This is a genomic window from Romboutsia sp. Marseille-P6047 (assembly GCF_900604535.1).
Taxonomy (GTDB): Bacteria; Bacillota; Clostridia; order Peptostreptococcales; family Peptostreptococcaceae; genus Romboutsia_E.
The window spans coordinates 292,563-308,808 of record NZ_UWOT01000002.1 but is presented as its reverse complement, the minus strand read 5'-3'; the positions used below and the strand labels follow the sequence as shown (position 1 = coordinate 308,808).

At 27.3% G+C, this 16,246-nt stretch carries 18 protein-coding genes; 3 read left to right on the top strand and 15 right to left on the bottom strand.

All coding sequences use genetic code 11. The features are described from left to right. Window positions 1-14 precede the first annotated feature (14 nt). The 3 genes from EIH23_RS03400 to EIH23_RS16195 all read right to left on the bottom strand — a co-directional run bounded on the left by EIH23_RS03400 (window position 15) and on the right by EIH23_RS16195 (window position 2,255). Window positions 15-1,271, bottom strand: coding sequence for a VanW family protein (locus EIH23_RS03400; RefSeq protein WP_122638811.1), 1,257 nt, complete (start codon window positions 1,269-1,271; stop codon window positions 15-17). A gap of 113 nt (window positions 1,272-1,384) precedes the next feature. Beyond that, window positions 1,385-2,017 (bottom strand): endonuclease/exonuclease/phosphatase family protein, encoded by a 633-nt coding sequence (locus EIH23_RS03395; protein WP_122638810.1) that lies wholly within the window; start codon window positions 2,015-2,017, stop codon window positions 1,385-1,387. Between the two features lie 79 nt (window positions 2,018-2,096). Then, window positions 2,097-2,255 (bottom strand): hypothetical protein, encoded by a 159-nt coding sequence (locus tag EIH23_RS16195; protein WP_164488972.1) that lies wholly within the window; start codon window positions 2,253-2,255, stop codon window positions 2,097-2,099. Between the two features lie 307 nt (window positions 2,256-2,562). On the opposite strand from EIH23_RS16195, the gene hydF reads away from it, so the two are divergent. Further along, window positions 2,563-3,789, top strand: a complete 1,227-nt coding sequence (hydF, locus tag EIH23_RS03390; protein ID WP_122638809.1) for a [FeFe] hydrogenase H-cluster maturation GTPase HydF — start codon at window positions 2,563-2,565, stop codon at window positions 3,787-3,789. Between the two features lie 205 nt (window positions 3,790-3,994). Continuing rightward, complete coding sequence (locus EIH23_RS03385) at window positions 3,995-4,561, top strand: hypothetical protein (protein WP_122638808.1); 567 nt, start codon at window positions 3,995-3,997, stop codon at window positions 4,559-4,561. A 55-nt stretch (window positions 4,562-4,616) separates the two neighbouring features. On the opposite strand, the gene EIH23_RS03380 is transcribed toward EIH23_RS03385, so the two are convergent. The 7 genes from EIH23_RS03380 to EIH23_RS03350 all read right to left on the bottom strand — a co-directional run bounded on the left by EIH23_RS03380 (window position 4,617) and on the right by EIH23_RS03350 (window position 9,817). After that, on the bottom strand, window positions 4,617-5,534 hold the full coding sequence (locus EIH23_RS03380) for a hypothetical protein (protein ID WP_122638807.1): 918 nt from the start codon (window positions 5,532-5,534) through the stop codon (window positions 4,617-4,619). Window positions 5,535-5,553: 19 nt separating this feature from the next. After that, window positions 5,554-5,979, bottom strand: coding sequence for a hypothetical protein (locus EIH23_RS03375; protein ID WP_122638806.1), 426 nt, complete (start codon window positions 5,977-5,979; stop codon window positions 5,554-5,556). Between the two features lie 28 nt (window positions 5,980-6,007). Then, window positions 6,008-6,808: a putative ABC transporter permease gene (locus tag EIH23_RS03370; protein ID WP_122638805.1), complete on the bottom strand. Its 801-nt coding sequence runs from the start codon at window positions 6,806-6,808 to the stop codon at window positions 6,008-6,010. 142 nt (window positions 6,809-6,950) lie between these two features. Continuing rightward, window positions 6,951-7,175, bottom strand: a complete 225-nt coding sequence (locus tag EIH23_RS03365) for a hypothetical protein (protein WP_122638804.1) — start codon at window positions 7,173-7,175, stop codon at window positions 6,951-6,953. Between the two features lie 205 nt (window positions 7,176-7,380). Continuing rightward, the gene (locus tag EIH23_RS03360; RefSeq protein WP_122638803.1) at window positions 7,381-8,226 is read right to left on the bottom strand and encodes a DegV family protein; all 846 of its coding nucleotides are present in this window, start codon (window positions 8,224-8,226) and stop codon (window positions 7,381-7,383) included. Between the two features lie 33 nt (window positions 8,227-8,259). Further along, window positions 8,260-9,105, bottom strand: a complete 846-nt coding sequence (locus tag EIH23_RS03355; protein WP_122638802.1) for a DegV family protein — start codon at window positions 9,103-9,105, stop codon at window positions 8,260-8,262. A gap of 124 nt (window positions 9,106-9,229) precedes the next feature. Next, window positions 9,230-9,817: a TetR/AcrR family transcriptional regulator gene (locus EIH23_RS03350; protein WP_164488971.1), complete on the bottom strand. Its 588-nt coding sequence runs from the start codon at window positions 9,815-9,817 to the stop codon at window positions 9,230-9,232. Window positions 9,818-10,017: 200 nt separating this feature from the next. Here EIH23_RS03350 and EIH23_RS03345 point away from each other — a divergent pair, with 200 nt between their 5' ends. Continuing rightward, complete coding sequence (locus tag EIH23_RS03345) at window positions 10,018-12,225, top strand: YhgE/Pip domain-containing protein (protein WP_122638800.1); 2,208 nt, start codon at window positions 10,018-10,020, stop codon at window positions 12,223-12,225. Between the two features lie 185 nt (window positions 12,226-12,410). Here the strand turns inward: EIH23_RS03345 and EIH23_RS03340 are convergent, their stop codons facing one another. The 5 genes from EIH23_RS03340 to EIH23_RS03320 all read right to left on the bottom strand — a co-directional run bounded on the left by EIH23_RS03340 (window position 12,411) and on the right by EIH23_RS03320 (window position 16,220). Beyond that, window positions 12,411-12,608 carry a hypothetical protein gene (locus tag EIH23_RS03340; RefSeq protein WP_122638799.1) on the bottom strand — a complete coding sequence of 66 codons (198 nt, stop codon included), beginning with the start codon at window positions 12,606-12,608 and terminating at the stop codon, window positions 12,411-12,413. Window positions 12,609-12,652: 44 nt separating this feature from the next. After that, window positions 12,653-13,936 (bottom strand): HD domain-containing phosphohydrolase, encoded by a 1,284-nt coding sequence (locus EIH23_RS03335; RefSeq protein WP_122638798.1) that lies wholly within the window; start codon window positions 13,934-13,936, stop codon window positions 12,653-12,655. A gap of 198 nt (window positions 13,937-14,134) precedes the next feature. After that, entirely contained in the window at window positions 14,135-14,797 is a 663-nt protein-coding gene (gene dhaL, locus EIH23_RS03330; RefSeq protein ID WP_122638797.1) for a dihydroxyacetone kinase subunit DhaL, read from the bottom strand. Window positions 14,798-14,849: 52 nt separating this feature from the next. Next, window positions 14,850-15,845, bottom strand: a complete 996-nt coding sequence (locus EIH23_RS03325; protein ID WP_122638796.1) for a dihydroxyacetone kinase subunit DhaK — start codon at window positions 15,843-15,845, stop codon at window positions 14,850-14,852. Window positions 15,846-15,884: 39 nt separating this feature from the next. Further along, the gene (locus tag EIH23_RS03320; protein WP_122638795.1) at window positions 15,885-16,220 is read right to left on the bottom strand and encodes a Lin0368 family putative glycerol transporter subunit; all 336 of its coding nucleotides are present in this window, start codon (window positions 16,218-16,220) and stop codon (window positions 15,885-15,887) included. Window positions 16,221-16,246: the final 26 nt, after the last annotated feature.

Genomic DNA, 16,246 nt, shown 5'->3' with positions numbered 1-16,246 from the left:
AACCTTTTATATTTTTATTTTTTATATACGCTTGTTGCTATGTATTCTGTTTTTAATTGTTTACCATTAGAATCTTTAAATACTCTATATGTTTTAGCACCCATATTAAAGTTTTCTAACTTTATTTCTATATTTTTCTTATCTTGTGAATTTCCATAAATTTGACAAGTAACAGTTCCACCACTTACATAACTTTTTACATATATAGGATGGTCATATGGATTAGAGAACTTTAAATCACTTCCACTATCATTCACCATTGCATCCTTACCTCTTGGAGCATAGTTTGAAGTTATTGAGTGATTCTTAACTTGCTCTATAGTTAGTCCAGAATATAAAACTGCATTGTACAAAGTAGTAGATGTCTGACATACTCCACCACCTGGTGCATCTTTAAGATCCCCACCTATTATTACTGGAGCATTATAAAAACCATTAGCTAATGTTCTTATACCAGTTTGTTCATTATAAGAATATGTTTCACCAGGCATAAGAAGTACATCACTTATTCTTTGAGCAGAAACTCTAATGTTACCGGCTCTACCTGAGTGACTAGAACTAAATGTTGTACTATGCTCTGCTAATAATGTATCTACACTTTGAGCCATTGCTGTAGTTATATTTGGCTGTACATCGTTTACCTTTAAGCTAACTTGTCCATATTTTCTACTATTAATAGCTTCATATATAGCTTCTTTATTTGCAGCTACATCAAACTCCTTACCTATTAATGATGGAGTAACATTAAAACTACCACCTGATATGTATAACTTAGCATTTTTTACAGGTACATTAACCTTACTAGCTATACTATCTATAACTTCACTTAACTTAGCTTCATCAAAAGAACTTGTTAATGTGTATTCTTGCTTTGATTTATCTAGTTGAAATAATCTTTTTACATTTTCAAAATATGAGTCCGTTTTAGTATAGTTATATGCATTATTTACAACTTCTTCAATATTATACTTAAGGTTTATATCCTCAGGTACTACATCAAAACTTTCATTATTATAAGTTAAAGATAAACTCTCTGGCTTATATTTTTCATTAACTAAAGCTATTGCTTCTTCTTTTGTCATTAATGAGATATTTACACCCTCTACAAAAATGTTATTAGCTATTTTTCCATTATACATGTAATTATTGTTAAATGAATATATCATATAGCCTCCAATTATAGCTACTAATATACCTATTGTAATGTATATTTTCAATTTAGCATTATTATGTCTGGCTATACTTTCTTCAACAATAACTTCACTATTCATCACTCCACCCCCACTTACTACAAAATATAGTATATAACTAAGTACATTTTAATATAATTTAAATAACTTTAACAATATTTAGGTGGAATATGTAACTTTATTGTTACCCTTTTCTAAATTGTACAAATTATTGGATAATGATCTGATAAATTTATTTTATCTACAATATAACTTTTTGGAGTGTATCTTTTATCTACAAATATATAGTCTATTCTAACATTATATTTAGGAAGAGTTTCTTCACCATGTTTTTTTAAATAAACAGCACTATCATAATATGAATTTAAATATATATTTTTTTCATTAAAATCACCACATATTATGCTCGAACCTATAAATCTATTTTTTAAACTAAGTATCTCTAATATCTGTATATTTCTTTCCTCTTTATCTAACCCTAAATGTGTATTAATTATATTAATATTTTCTTCATCACTAATATCTATAGTTATAGCTAGTGCTCCTCTTTGTTCCTTTTTACTAGTTAATAAAAAATTATTGCTACCTTTAATTTTATACTTAGAAAAAGTACATACACCATACTTCATAGTTTTATTGTTTACATTAGCTGCAAACACTCCATCAATTTCTAAATCTGATTTTATCTTTACAAATTGATGATATAAAACTTCCTGTAAGCATATAATGTCACACTCTAGATTTTTTAAATATTTGATAATCTCTTTTAAAGTAGGTATTTTTTTTATATCGCTACCTTTGTGTATATTGTAAGACACTATTTTCATAACTTATCACTCCTAAAAAAACCTAGCTTATCTACATTATGTATAAAGCTAGGTTTATATATCTATATATAAATTATTATTAATGGCGTATCTCTCTTTTTATCTTAATAAATCTTCCTTCACTTGCTTCAAATATAAATCCAAATTTATTATATATCTCTTCTAATTGAATTAAAGTAACTTCTCCATTTTTTAAGTTAGCAACTGTTATATCTTGAATATTTTTAACTGTTCTCATTTGTATATCCCACTCCTTAAATTTAATTCTTTATAGTCTATATATATTTATGTATCAATTACTTTATTACAAAATTTATAAATATTTTTTTATTTTATTTTGTCGAACATTCGTTCTGTTTTTATTATATACGAACAGCTGTTCGTTTTCAATACGTAAAATTAATTTTTTTAATTTTATTTTTTATTTATTGTAGATTTTAAGTATATTAAATACTACCATTTAAGATATTATCAAAATTTACCAGGATTAATATCTTAATATATAAAGTCAAAATTAAATTTTTATATAAAAGGGGGTAATAAATATGAGTTTAAATTCAACACCTCAATCCGTTAGAGTACATATTGGATTATTTGGAAAAAGAAATGCAGGTAAGTCAAGTGTAATTAATGCAATAACAAATCAAAACGCTGCAATAGTATCAAATGTTGCAGGAACTACTACTGATCCAGTCTTTAGACCTATGGAAATTCTACCTATCGGACCTTGTGTTCTTATTGATACTGCTGGACTTGATGATATAGGAGAATTAGGTGAACTTAGAGTAAATAAATCCTTAGATGTTTTGGATAAAACTGATGTTGCCTTATTAGTAGTAGACTCTACTATAGGCATAGGAGAAGAAGATTTATCTTTAATTGAAAAATTTAAAGATAAAAAAATACCACATATCTTAGTTTTAAATAAGATAGATATGCTAAACAATGAAAATAATGTCTTAGAAGAAAGTAAAAAACTAGCCAAATGTCCTATAGTGTGCGTATCTACTATTAACAATGTTGGTATAGATAAGTTAAAAGAATGTATAATATCTAATACCAAAGAAGAAAGTACTGAGTTTAGATTAGTTGGTGATTTAATAAATGAAAATGACTTCATAGTCTTAGTTATACCTATAGATAAAGCTGCTCCAAAAGGAAGGCTTATACTTCCTCAACAACAAGTCATAAGAGACATACTAGATAGTGGTGCTATGCCTATTATAACTAAGGAAACTACTTTAAAAGAAACCTTAGCTAATCTAAATCAAAAACCAACCTTAGTTATAACAGATTCTCAAGCTTTTGAAAGAGTTTCAAAAGATACTCCAAAAGATATTCCATTAACTTCATTTTCCATACTGTTCGCAAGACAAAAAGGAGATCTTTATGAGTTAGTTAAAGGTGCTCATGCTATAGATAATTTAAAAGATGGAGATAAAATACTTATTGCAGAAGGATGTACTCATCATAGACAAAGCGATGATATTGGAACTTATAAGATCCCTAAATGGTTAAAAGAAAAAACAAAAAAAGATCTTAATTTTGAATTTACTTCTGGAGTAACATTTACAGATGATGTAAATAAGTATTCTCTTATAATACATTGTGGTGGCTGCATGATGAATAGAACTGCTATGATGAGTAGAATAGAAAAAGCAAAAGAGCTAAATGTTCCAATAGTAAATTATGGTGTATTAATAGCTTATTTGCAAGGCATTTTAGATAGATCTTTATATCCTCTTAAAGAAAAAGAGTTATCACTTGATTAAATATTATTTTATTTTTTCTTAAATTTACATTTTTATACTTTTATCCTGTTTGTAATTGTATTTTTTTAAACTTTCATAAATTTTCTTGTATTATATTGCATAATTATGATTATTATATAATATTGGTATTTCAAATACTTTATAGTATGATTATTTATATAGAAATTAATAAAAACTTAAGGGGAGTTTAAAAGGGGGTAACAGTTTGAAATCTTCTAACATCAATAAAAATACAATTCATTTTAAAAGTAAAAAAGAAGAACTAAAAAATCTAAATAAAATCCATAACAGTAAAAAAGATTATTTACGATTTTATAAAGAACACGATAACTCACATAAAGTTCTTCAGTATCCTAGCAGAAGAAAAAAAGGAGTAAAGAAATTCAATAAAGTAAAAGAGTATTTCAATAAAAACAAGTATACTAAAGTTATTCTTTGCGTAATACTTTTTATAGGTTTATTATTTATCGCAGATAAAATTCTGCTTAATAACAATGATTCATCTAAATCTCAGAATACTTTTACTTCAGAAAATATTAATGTTGCTAAATCTAAGGCATCCACTTACTCCTCAATAATAGAACAAACAGTAAAAAAGTATGCAGGAATAAACTATAAAGTTACAACAGAAGATATGCATAAAAACGGAAATACTGTTTATGCAACTGGATATTTTCAGCATCCTTCTGAGGGAGAAATTTATTTTGATATAATATTAGAAAATAATAATCCTTCTTCTCTTGTTATTAACGGAGAAGAATATATAGATTAAAATAAAACGGTTAAAATAATTAGAATATTCTAATTATTTTAACCGTTTTATTAATTTACGCTTGGACTGTTAAGACTTCTAAGGATTTACTTTTCTTTTTAATAAACTTTAAAGAAAACGTTATCTGGCAAGCTTCTTCTGTACCTTCTTGAAGTACTAGTGCAACTCTTTGTAATAGTTTAATAGCTTCATCATAGCCCATATAATCTTCATTTGCCGTTGCATTTATCATTATTTTTTCTGGATGTTCATAACTTCCTTTACATATTCTATGTTTTACTAGTTTTATTTTCATATCATCTTCCGAGCTTTTTTCATTTATTTTGATTATACTCATTTCAACATCTTGTTCTCCAGAAAAAATCCACTTCATATCTTCATAGTCAACATTTAAACTACATGTAGACATTAAATTATCTATAAATAAATCTATTATAGAATGAATTATATAATAATCATCAATTTTATCATTTAGATATTTTATATTTCCAAAAACTTTATTATTTGAAATGTTTATAGTTGGACCTATCATATTGTTAACTTTCTTCATAAAAAACTTATAATTAATATTTTGATTATCTTGAGTATTTATAATTATTGGAATTACAAGTATATTGCTTTTCTTGGCCATTTTACCTAACTCTATAAGTATATGAACAGAGGTTAAGTCACATATATCACATGTAATAAAAACTATTTTTTCTTTTTCTATTATTTTATATATAATTTCTTTATTTCTATTTATAATGTCTGTTATTTGAAAAAAATCTACCTTATACAAGTCCTTATCTTTATTATATAGATTTTTTATTATCAACCTTTCACTTACTTTTTCATCTATATTAGTATCTTTTATGTCTATTGCACAGAGCTTTATATATTTTTTATTATCATGAGATAACTTATTTACTATGTCTATTCCTTTTACACCCACTCCTATAAACTTAATATCATTTAAACTGTTAATTCCCATAATTAACGACACCTCTATATTATTTTTCATCACCTAACATTTCAATTAATTCATTGTAAATACCTTCTGCACTTCCTTGCATTGTAAAACCGGTAAAAGTTATATTATCAGTACTTTCTACTATAATTCTAATTAATTTACCTCGCTTTATATCATCTAATGTTTTAGCTTCCAATCTTCCTTCATCTGTAGAGTAGTCTATTATTATCTCATTCATTTTTAAATAATAAATAGTATCTAAAACCTCTCTTCTTTCATAATCACTTAGATTTTCATCTATAATTTTTTCATCATCTATTATATAAAGTCTAACTGAGTTTTCAGGGTGATTTGAGATCTCTTTAATAAGGTCCTTAAATTCTTCTACTGAGAAAGACTTGGCATTATACTTTTCCTTTAATGTTTTGTCTAGTTCATCTAGAGTATATGCTTTTTTCTTAAACATAGTTTACCCTCCTTATATTAGAAGTATATTATTTTGTCTTATCTTTTAGCATTTGTTTTAAGTATTTAAGCCCTTCATTTCTATTCTTGTGATTCATATTTGGGAATGCCTTTAAAATCCTTCTTTGAACTTTTGATTTTTTCTTTATATTGACTAGTTTAGAGTAAATATCATTAATTTTAAACTTTAATTTATCATCTTTTTGTCTAAAATTATAAATAGATTTGAGTATATTTTCTTCGGTAAATTTTTCTGATTTTACATGTATGTTTATTTTTTTTAGATCTTCTAAAGCTTCTTCTAATCTTTCTAACTTATAACGCAACTTATTTAAAGAATTTAAAGTTATTGAAATGTCTATAATTATATATAATATTAATAAAAATACTAATATATATAAATAATTTATATTTATGTCGTCTACAAATCCCACTACCATAGGATGAATAATTTCCATTAATACTACACTCATCATTCCAAATAATATAGAATTTTTTAAACATACCCTTCCATTAATATTAAACATTCTATTTGAGTAATCCCACCAAGTACTATGAAATAAAAATTCTAATATAACACTTGTTACATATTCTAAAATTGACGTCATTATAAGTCCCATTGTAAAAACTATGGCCCAGTCTCCTATATAATCATTTAATAAAAAAATTATAAATAATGCTCCAAATCCATATATTGGACATATAGGACCATTAAGAAATCCTCTATTAACCACTTTCTTATCTCCAAATGAGCAATAAATACACTCACAACACCATCCAAAGAAAGCATATAAAAAAAAATACAGTATGTATTTACATAAATATATCATCAAATATCTCTCCTATATCTGTATACTTTTATTATACAACATTATTTATCATTACGCTTTACTAAAATCATTTTCCTATATTAATTGAGGTTTATAAAAATTAAATGCGACTCTATATTGTCGCATCTAAATTTATAGTTATTTATTTTTTACTAACATTATCTTTAACTGCTTTGCCTACATTTTTACCAGTTTTATAAGTTTCTTTAACTACTCCACCTACACCTTTAATAGCATCTTTACCTACATTTCCTACAGTATCAATTACTTCTTTACCTACATTTCCTACACCATTTACTAATTCTTTACCTACATCAGTAACAGGTTTAGTAACTTTTTTAACACTTTTTTTTGCTTTATCTTTCATATTATAGAGCATCTCCTTTATATAATATTTAGATGTATAGGTATTTATACTACCTATAATATAATATGTCATAAATTGTAATTAGTTACTAATTTCTAAGTTAACGTATATATCTATGGCTTAATATAAAATGCACATATAAAAAGATATGCTCAAAATAAATTTAAATAACCATTTATTTGAGCATATCCTCTTATCATTCTTTTTATTTACTTAAACAAGCTATACCTAAAACATCAGGACCAGAGTGACAAGCAACACATGACCCTATTTGAATTGAATAAACATTTCTAGGATTTAACTTTTCCTTAACTCTTTCAATAAATTGATCTCTAAGGTCTAAGTCATCATTATATGCAACATAAACATCTATATCAGAAAAATCTCCTGAAACTTCTTCACTTAATTTTTCCATAAGACCTGACATAATCTTTTTACTTCCTCTTACTTGAGACTTTTGCTTAACTAAACCATCTTCTATTTTTAAAATTGGCTTTATATTAAGTAAAGTTCCTACAGCAGCCTTTGCACCAGATATTCTTCCACCTTTATGTAAATGATCTAATGCATCAACTGAGAAGTAAACTTGAACCTTCTCTTTTAATTCTTCTAATTTTTCAATTATTTCTTCTACAGACTTTCCTTCATTAGCCATTATAGCAGCTTCCTTAGCAAGCATACCTCCACCTATACATAAACTATAAGTATCAAATATATAAAGAGGTCCTTCTATATCACTTTTAGCAAGCATTGCAGATTGATATGTTCCAGAACTTACTGATGATCCTGCTAAATATAGTACAGTTTTTCCTTCATTTATATATTTATTAAATACTTCACTAAATGTAGCGTATGTTATTTGTGAAGTCTTAGGTATTTCTTTAGATTCTCTTAACATCTTATAGAATTCATCACCATTTAAATCTACACCTGCTTTATATTCTTTTTCATTAAATATTATAGTTGCAGGCAGTACATCTATGTCATACTTATCAACTATATCTTGTGGCACATCATTCATAGTATCACATATTATTTTTATATTATTCATATCCTAAACTCCCTCTACGAATTAATTTATATTTTATTTAAAGCATGTAAGTCCTATAAAACCAGGCCCTGAGTGTGAACACATTGGAGGATTTATAGTTATCTCAATTAATTCTTTTGGGTTTAATTCTCTTAAAACCGCTTCTTTTAATTGTTCTCTTTCTTCTAAATTGTCTCCACAACCTATAGCTACAACTTTATCGCTAAAGTCCTCACCACATACTTCTTTAGTTCTCTTTATTATCGTAGGTATTATTTTCTTATTACCTCTAACTTGACCTTCTTGGAATATTAATCCATCCTTTACAGTAAGCATTGGTCTTAGACTTAACATATTACCTACTAAGGCCTTACCATTAGATATTCTTCCACCTTTTCTAAGATACTCTAATGAGTTCATAGACATAGATACGAAAACTCTATCCCTTAACTTTTCTAATTCATTTAAAACTTCGTCTAAACTAGAACCATCTTCTATCATTCTAGCTGCACTCAAAACTAACATTCCACATCCAAAACTAATACTCATACTATCAAATATATGAATCTCACCATATACATCTTTACTAGCAAGAACTGCAGATTGATACGTACCTGATGATTTAGAAGAACCTGCTATATATAAAACAGTACTTCCATCAGATACAAGTCTATCAAATATTTCTTTAAAGTCAATATAAGTAGCCTGAGAAGTCTTCGGCATATCCTTAGCTTCTCTCATCATAACATAGAATTCTTCATCTGTTATATCAACATCTTTGTACTCTTTTCCATCAATATTAATAGTTAAAGGAACTATTTCTATATTATATTGCCTGGCTAACTCTCTTGGCATATTTGCAATGCCATCACAAACAACCTTAATCTTGTTATTTATCATTTTTTATCAACCTCTATAATTATCTAAATTTATTTTATAAACACATTTTAATTATAACATAAATAAATTTAGATAAATATATAAAATAATGTAAATCAAACTCCGAAATTGTCGAATTTTTTAACTATATCTTACAAGTTTCTACTACACTTTTAACTAGGCTATAAGTTAAATCTGCAATTTCTTCTGATGATTCTATACAACCACCTTTCATCCAGTTCTTTAGAATACCTATATATCCACTTTTAAAGAAAGAATATACGTATGCTAGATTATTTATTCTACCTTCACATCTTTCCCTAAGTTGATCTTTTATATTATTTTCAACTAGTTCTTCTAACTTAAATAAAAAATTGATATCTCCATTTTTACTAAAAATGCACTTACAAAACTCATAATTATTTTTTATTACATTACACATATCTTCAATAAATCCATGAACATTATATGAAATATCAGCTATTCTTGGCTCTTTAGTAAGATGTATTTGTATTGTATATAGAAATTCTTTATAAAGTTCATCTTCTAGCTTAGATAACATATCCGGTATATCAGAGTAATAATTATAGAATGTTGATCTGTTTAAATCAGCAGTAGAAACTAGTTCTTTTACTGTAATATTATTTACTGACTTTTTACTCATCAGTTCTATTAAGCTATTTTTTAATGATTCCTTTGATTTTCTAATTCTACGATCTTTTTTTGTATCCATGATTTCATCCATTAATATTGTTCCTTTCGTGTACATATCCAACATTCATCAATAAAAATGTCGGTTATCATACATTTTTGTTTTTTTTAATGATTGAATAGTACTTCGTATAAAATTATAATTCATATTATAACGAAAAACAACACCATGTTGTTTATAATTTAAAATTAAAAACTAAATATTGAGAAAGGTGTGTAAGTATGCTAAAAAAAGAATGGAAAAATCTAATTAACAACAAATTCCTAATTGTAGCACTTATAGCTATAGTAACAATACCTACAATATATTCAACTTTATTTTTAAGTTCTATGTGGGATCCATATGGTAAGGTTAGTAATCTTCCTGTTGCTATAGTAAATAATGATAAACCTACTAATTACGAAGATAAGAAAATAAATGTAGGAGAAAAATTAGTTGATAGTTTAAAGGATAATGACTCATTAGCATTTAATTTTGTTGATGAAGATACAGCTATGAAAGGATTAGAGAATGGTACTTACTATATGGTAATTACAATACCTAAAAACTTTTCAGAAAATGCTATTACTTTACTAGATAAAAATCCTGAGAAAATGGTATTAGAATATGCTACAAACCCAGGTAAAAATTATATTGCTAGTAAAATGAGCCAAAGTGCATTATCTAAGATTCAAAAAACTATATCTGAGACTGTAACTGAGTCTTATGCAAATGTAGTTTTCGATCAATTTGAAACTTTAGGTGATGGATTACAAGAAGCAGCTGATGGTTCTTTAGAGCTTAAAGATGGATTAGTTAAATTAGAAGATGGTGGTACTAAGATAAGTAATGGATTAGGTACATTATCTGATAGTATGTTAACTTTCACTGATGGTACAACAACATTATCACAAGGGCTTAATACATACTTAAGCGGAGTTGAGTCTATAAACGATGCATCTAAAAAATTAGCTAGTGGAGCATCTCAATTAGCAGAAGGTGCTAATAAATTAAACTCGGCAGTTGCTAATATATCTATTCCTAATATTTCTTTAAGTGAGGAACAACAAAACACATTAATGAGTACTGCAGCTTCTAGTACTTCTGGTTATGCTAGCAAATTATCTTCAGGTATAGGTAGTGCTGTTAGTAATAATGTAAGCTCTACTTTAACATCTAAAGATACTATATCTGCAGTTTCTGCTAAAGTACTTAGCGATGGTAATATAATTCAAATGATTAATGCTCTTCAATCAGTAGGATATACTAAAGAGCAAGCACAAACTTTAGTTGTTGGAATTATATCTAATACTTTAAACGGTGTATCATCTAATATTACTGCTGATTCTATTACTAATGCAATTTCACCAACAGTTTCAAGTACTATAAGTCAAATTGCAGGAGGAGCAGCACAAAAGGGAGCATTAGCAGTTGTTGATCAAGTAAATTCAAATCTTTCTTCATATGAAGAAATGTTTGCTACATTAAAAACATCTACTAAGACTCTTTCAGATGGATTAAACACTTTAAGTTCTGGTGCTAATGAATTGAATGCAGGAGCTGGCAAACTTGTTGCTAATAACTCTGCTTTAAAACAAGGTGTAGCATCACTTTCAGATGGTTCTAATAAAATATCATCTGGTGTTAAAGAATTATATGCAGGTTCATTAACTTTAAAAGATGGGTTAAAAACTGCATCTGAAGGAACTGATACTTTACAATCAAGTTTAGCTGACGGAGCAGATACTTTAAATGATAAACTTTCTAATGTAAGTGATAATACATCAGAAATGTTCTCAGCACCTGTAAGCAGCAACGAAACTCAAATAACTAAAGTAGCAGATAATGGGCATGCAATGGCAGCATATATGATGGTTGTTGGACTTTGGGTTGGATGTATGGCATTCTGTACGATGTATCCATTAACTCAAGGAATTTCAAAAACAAAATCAGGATTTAGATTATGGTTAGGCAAAGCAAGTATAATGTATCCAGTTGCTATAATAGCTTCAATGGTAATGTTAACAGCACTACACTACTTCGATGGATTTAGTCCTGTTGACTTAAATAAAACTATATTAGTAGCAGCTATAACTTCAATTACATTTATGAGTATAATATACTTAATTAGTATAGTATTTGGAAAAGTTGGTCAATTTATAACACTAGTATTAATGGTTATACAATTATCAGGTTCTACTGGTACTTACCCTGTAGAATTATCTGGAGATTTCGTAGCTAAGATAACAAGCTATCTTCCATTTACTCATGCAGTATCAGCATTCAGAAGTACAATCTCTGGAGGAACTAGTATAAACACTAACTTAAGATTCTTAGGTACTCTAAGTATAGTTTTAATAATATTAACAATAATATTCCTAGAATTCAAAGCAAGATCAAGCAAAGAAAACTCTTCTTTAGACAACTTATCTGACGAATTCGCAGTATAAAAAAAAGAACCGCAAAGCGGTTCTTTTTTATTAAATTCAGTTATTATATATCTCTTCTATTCTCTATATCTTTCCAGTCAACTTTGTAAGCAGTAGGAGATGTAGTATATAAATTACAATACATTAGCAGCATCTTTTAGCTGCATGAATTGTAATTTATATACACATCTCCCTGCAACAAAACTTTACTCTTCTTCGTCTTCCATATAATCTTCTACTTCAAATCCACATTCAGGACATTTGTATGTATCAAGAACGTAGTGATAATCTTCTCTTATTTCATTTTCACTACCTTCATTTATTATTTCAAAATCATTTCCTTCTTCATGATCTATTAAGTCCATAACTTCTATTATACATTTAGGACAATACATTGTTGCCATAGTTTTACCTCCACTAAATAGTTTATTTAAATAAAAATATATTTTTAATATATTTTTATATTATTTTCTTCTCCATATTTTAATATACTGTTGTACTCTTTTTTTATGCTGTCAATTGCATTTTCAAATCCACTTATTAAATTATTTAAATATGAATTTAAATTATCATAATCATTCATAACATGATTACAAATATTTTTATCTATAAGGCCGTTATCAGCCATTTGGGAAATTATATTGTATATTTTTTCTTTTGAGAATGCATCCTTATAATGTCTTTTTTCAGTAAGAGCACAAAATATATCACATACTGAGATAATTCTATCTCCTATAGATAGTTCACTTGAATCTATTCCTATTGGATATCCACTACCATCTAACTTTTCATGATGATTGCATGCCATAGATATTATATCTTTATCTATATTAGCTTCTTCTAAAAGCTGTCTTGTAAATAACACATGCCTTTTCATCAATTCAAATTCTTCAAAGGTTAGGGGACCTTCTTTTTCTAATATATACTTTGGTATACCAACCTTACCTAAATCATGAAGATATGAAGATATTTCTATTTTCATAATATCCTCATCTTTAAGTCCCAAGCTCTTACTTACCTTTTTTGCTAAGAAAGCTACACTTATAGTATGTAGTGCTGTTTCATAACTATATAAATCTACACCAAGTGGTATTAAGGTTAGATATTCAGTTGCTTGTTCTACTTTTATATATGAGTTATTAACTACTTGATTTATTTCTTTTTTATATTCCCCACTTATTATATTATCAATAAGATTTTCATTTGATATTAAATCCATTAATATTTCAAAATGAACTGGATTAAAATCTTCTTTATTAATACTTTTTATTTTATTTATTATTTCTTCCTTATTATAATCCTCATTATTGCAGATTAGAGATATTTTATCTCCTAAAGATATTAAAAAAGCATCATCTGGAACTGGTATATCTTTAATAATTTTATCATTAAAATTTTTATAAGAACAATGATGATATAAAATAGTACTAGCACAATTACTAAGCCCCTTACTATGTTTAAGAAGCACATAACCATAATATGAATGTCTGTTACTATCTTTATATCTAAACCTGTCAATACAATCAATATTTTCTGTTTTATATGCCCCTAAATCATGTATTTCTCCTGTTATTATTAAATAGTAAAGTTGCTTTTTACTATACCCTAGTTTTTCACCTATTTTATAAGATATATATGCAACTTCTTTTCCATGTTCAACTATCTCTGGTTTTATTAATTTCATAATACCTTGAACTATACTAAGTAAGTCTAATACGCTAATAAGCTCCATTATTAAACTCTCCCTTTGATTATCATTCTAATTTATATTATAGTATAAATTTCGATCAGTTTCTATTTTTTTATTTTTAAAATATTATTTTATAATCTTTTTTATAATAAGTTCATATATTTTTATTTTATATTTCTATGTAATAACATAAAAAATAAGAGGTATGCTCTATAGCATACCTCTTATTTTTTTCTATTATTATATTGTTGATATTTCTAAATAAGATTTTAAATTTTTATTAAATACATCTAGTATATAACATGCTGAAGCTGCACCTGGGTCCATATGTCCTATAGCTCTTTCTCCTAGCCTCATTGCTCTTCCTTTTGTTGCAACTATATCAATAGTAGACTTTGCTCCTTCATTTGCAGATTTCACAAAATTTTCAAAGCACTCTTCTACTTCCAATCCTTCTTCTATTGATTTTGTAAATTCATCTAAAGCTGGTCTTAGCGCATCAACCATTGTTTTTTCCCCAACAACAGCCTTACCCCTTGATTCTATCGCCTCTATACCCATTTTAAACATTTGATAAAATTCATTAAAATCAACTTCATTTTTATTAGCTGCTGGTACGCCAAATTTCATAAAGAAACTTCCATACAAAGGTCCAGAAGAACCTCCTACTTTTGAAAGTAAACTCATTCCAACTTTTTTAAATAAAGAAGTTATATCTAAGTCTTCCCATGTTGAAAGCTGTTTAGAAACTTCTCTAAATCCTATATTTAAGTTTATGCCATGATCTCCATCTCCTATTTCAGAGTCTAACTTTGTAAAATATTCATTTTTTTCTTCAGCCATTTGAACTAAATCTTTTATTACTTTTATAAAATAGTTTTTATCTAAACTAATATTAGTCATAATACCTAACTCCCCTTATTTACATTTTACAAAAACATTTTCCCTTATAATATTATTTTATTGTAAAATACGGAGTATCACATAGATAATCCATAGCTTCTTTTAATTCATCATCTAACTTTAATAAAGTTACAGACATTCCACACATATCCATAGATGATGCGTATGTTCCTACTAAAGATTTATATACTTTTATACCTTTTTCTTCTAATATATCATGTACTTTTCTATAGCATACATGTAAATCCATAAGTGGTGTTCCACCTAAACCATTAACTAAAACATAGACTTCATCTCCATTTTCATATGGTAAGTCTGGTAATATATTATCCATAATTTCAGTCATTACTTCATCAGCTGGGCGTAATTTTTCTCTTTTTATTCCCGGTTCACCATGTATACCCATTCCTATTTCCATATCTCCTTCTTCCATTTCAAAGATAGTGTTTCCAGTAACAGGTAATGTAGATGAAGACATTGCAACACCCATTGATCTGCAATTAGCATTTGTTTTTTGAGCTATATATTTAACTTCATCTAAATCTTTTCCCATAGCAGCTGCTGCGGATGCTGTTTTAAATACAAATAAATCTCCTGCAACACCACGTCTATTTTCTATATCTTTAGAAGATACACAATCATCAGTTACAAGAACTGTTTCAACTCTTATACCATCATCTTGTGCCATTTCTGCACCCATATCAAAGTTCATTACATCCCCTGCATAGTTACCATACATATATAAGCAACCTTTTCCACTATCAACAGCTTTAACTGCATTGTAACAAGGCTCTGGTGATGGAGATGTATTTATATTTCCTATTACTGCTGCATCAGCAAAATTTTCCCCAACATATCCTAAAAATAAAGGTTCGTGACCACTTCCTCCACCTATTACTATTCCGACTTTATCTTTTTTAGGTGCTTCATTATAAACTACTACTCTTTTATCATTTTCTAAAAGATGAACTGTATCTTTATGCGCTTTTTCATATCCTTCTAACATTTCTTCAACTATATCATATGGATCATTAAATAATCTTCTCATTTTTCCCCCTAAATTTATTAATTATATTTAATCTTTAATTTATAAGATAATTGATAAAGCTGTTCCTGCTATTATGCCACCTATTATAGTTCCAAATATTGTTGGAACACATTTTTTTAAACTACCACCATTCATTGTTGAGAATGTAAGGCCTCCAAAACATGCAGCAATTGCCATATCCATCCATATTCCTCCACCTTGATGCACTAAATTTATTCCATGATTTAAGGCCCAAGTAGTTCCAACAAGTGTACCTGCTGCAACCCATCCTCCTATTGGTCCAAAATTATCAACTAATTTACCCCAAACAAAGTTACATAAAAAAGCAAATACAATTCCTCCTAATATTGTAGTAAACATAAATTGTATAGTCATTATAATACCCCCACTATATTTTTATA

Bases quoted from the DNA above. Each gene is read 5' to 3' on its own strand.
- EIH23_RS03340 (WP_122638799.1), bottom strand. From the start codon at position 12,608: ATGGCAACAATGTATTGTCCTAAATGTATAATAGAAGTTATGGACTTA.
- EIH23_RS03395 (WP_122638810.1), bottom strand. From the start codon at position 2,017: ATGAAAATAGTGTCTTACAATATACACAAAGGTAGCGATATAAAAAAA.
- EIH23_RS03380 (WP_122638807.1), bottom strand. From the start codon at position 5,534: ATGGGAATTAACAGTTTAAATGATATTAAGTTTATAGGAGTGGGTGTA.
- EIH23_RS16195 (WP_164488972.1), bottom strand. From the start codon at position 2,255: ATGAGAACAGTTAAAAATATTCAAGATATAACAGTTGCTAACTTAAAA.
- dhaL (WP_122638797.1), bottom strand. From the start codon at position 14,797: ATGACTAATATTAGTTTAGATAAAAACTATTTTATAAAAGTAATAAAA.
- EIH23_RS03355 (WP_122638802.1), bottom strand. From the start codon at position 9,105: ATGATAAATAACAAGATTAAGGTTGTTTGTGATGGCATTGCAAATATG.
- EIH23_RS03325 (WP_122638796.1), bottom strand. From the start codon at position 15,845: ATGAGAAGATTATTTAATGATCCATATGATATAGTTGAAGAAATGTTA.
- EIH23_RS03375 (WP_122638806.1), bottom strand. From the start codon at position 5,979: ATGTTTAAGAAAAAAGCATATACTCTAGATGAACTAGACAAAACATTA.
- EIH23_RS03370 (WP_122638805.1), bottom strand. From the start codon at position 6,808: ATGATATATTTATGTAAATACATACTGTATTTTTTTTTATATGCTTTC.
- hydF (WP_122638809.1), top strand. From the start codon at position 2,563: ATGAGTTTAAATTCAACACCTCAATCCGTTAGAGTACATATTGGATTA.
- EIH23_RS03360 (WP_122638803.1), bottom strand. From the start codon at position 8,226: ATGAATAATATAAAAATAATATGTGATACTATGAATGATGTGCCACAA.
- EIH23_RS03365 (WP_122638804.1), bottom strand. From the start codon at position 7,175: ATGAAAGATAAAGCAAAAAAAAGTGTTAAAAAAGTTACTAAACCTGTT.
- EIH23_RS03320 (WP_122638795.1), bottom strand. From the start codon at position 16,220: ATGACTATACAATTTATGTTTACTACAATATTAGGAGGAATTGTATTT.
- EIH23_RS03335 (WP_122638798.1), bottom strand. From the start codon at position 13,936: ATGGAGCTTATTAGCGTATTAGACTTACTTAGTATAGTTCAAGGTATT.
- EIH23_RS03345 (WP_122638800.1), top strand. From the start codon at position 10,018: ATGCTAAAAAAAGAATGGAAAAATCTAATTAACAACAAATTCCTAATT.
- EIH23_RS03350 (WP_164488971.1), bottom strand. From the start codon at position 9,817: ATGGATACAAAAAAAGATCGTAGAATTAGAAAATCAAAGGAATCATTA.
- EIH23_RS03400 (WP_122638811.1), bottom strand. From the start codon at position 1,271: ATGAATAGTGAAGTTATTGTTGAAGAAAGTATAGCCAGACATAATAAT.